A 325-nucleotide genomic window follows, 5' to 3' on the forward strand; every position below is an offset into this window, starting at 1 on the left:
GTGCGCCGGCTCGGCTGGGGTGCGGTGCCGCCGGCGGGTGTGGTGGTGTCGGACCGGGTTCGTCGGATCGCCGAGGAAGAAGCGGCCCGCGTTCTGCGTCTGGCGTGCCACCGTCGTGGGACCGTTGCCGCGCTACTGGCCACGTGGCCGGCCGATCCGTCCGCTCGTACCGATGACGAGTGGTCAGCATTGCGGGCGGCGCTGCCCGAAGGAACCGATAGCGCGACGATCCGCAGCCGCACCCGACAGATCACCGGATACATCGCCGTGCATGGCCGGCTGCCGGCGGACCTGTGTGAGTTGGAGGGTCAGCCGGCCGTGGCTC

1 protein-coding gene is annotated in these 325 nt (G+C 71.4%); it reads left to right on the top strand.

From position 1 onward, the window contains the following. A partial coding sequence (locus tag I8N68_RS32565; RefSeq protein WP_200216941.1) for a hypothetical protein occupies window positions 1–325 on the top strand: 325 nt, incomplete at both ends.

The organism is Micromonospora coerulea (genome assembly GCF_016598485.1).
Classification (GTDB): Bacteria; Actinomycetota; Actinomycetes; order Mycobacteriales; family Micromonosporaceae; genus Micromonospora; species Micromonospora coerulea.